We start from the raw sequence: 463 nt of genomic DNA on the forward strand, positions 1-463 counted from the left end.
GGTGTTGTTCTGGAAAGCCAGTGCCACTTGGAACAGCGGGTGGTGGGCCGTGGAGCGGATCGGGTTGAGCAGCTCGACCAACAACTCGAACGGTGCGTCCTGATTGGCGTAGGCCGCCAGCGCCTTCTCCCGTACCTGCCCGAGCAGGTCGGTGAACGAACCCGCCGGGGTGACGCGTGCCCGCAACACCCAGGTGTTGACGAAGAACCCGACCAGATCGGTCAACACCTCGTCGGTACGCCCGGCGATCGGTGTCCCGATCGGAATGTCGGTCCCCGCACCGAGGTGATACAGCAGCACCACCAACCCCGCCTGCAGCACCATCGACACCGTCGCGTCCTCCCGCCGCGCCAGCCGCCGCACCAATGCCCGGGTCTCGGCATCGATCACCAACGGCACGGTGTCGCCGCGATAGCTCGCCACCTGCGGCCGGGGCCGGTCGGTCGGCAACCGCAGTTGTTCA

General features: G+C 67.2%; 1 protein-coding gene. It reads right to left on the reverse strand.

What is annotated here, in order from left to right:
- The coding region (locus ACX4ZE_RS23090) for a condensation domain-containing protein (RefSeq protein WP_480275569.1) at positions 1 to 463 on the reverse strand (463 nt) is incomplete at both ends.

Source organism: Nocardia sp. TBRC8007 (genome assembly GCF_056629435.1).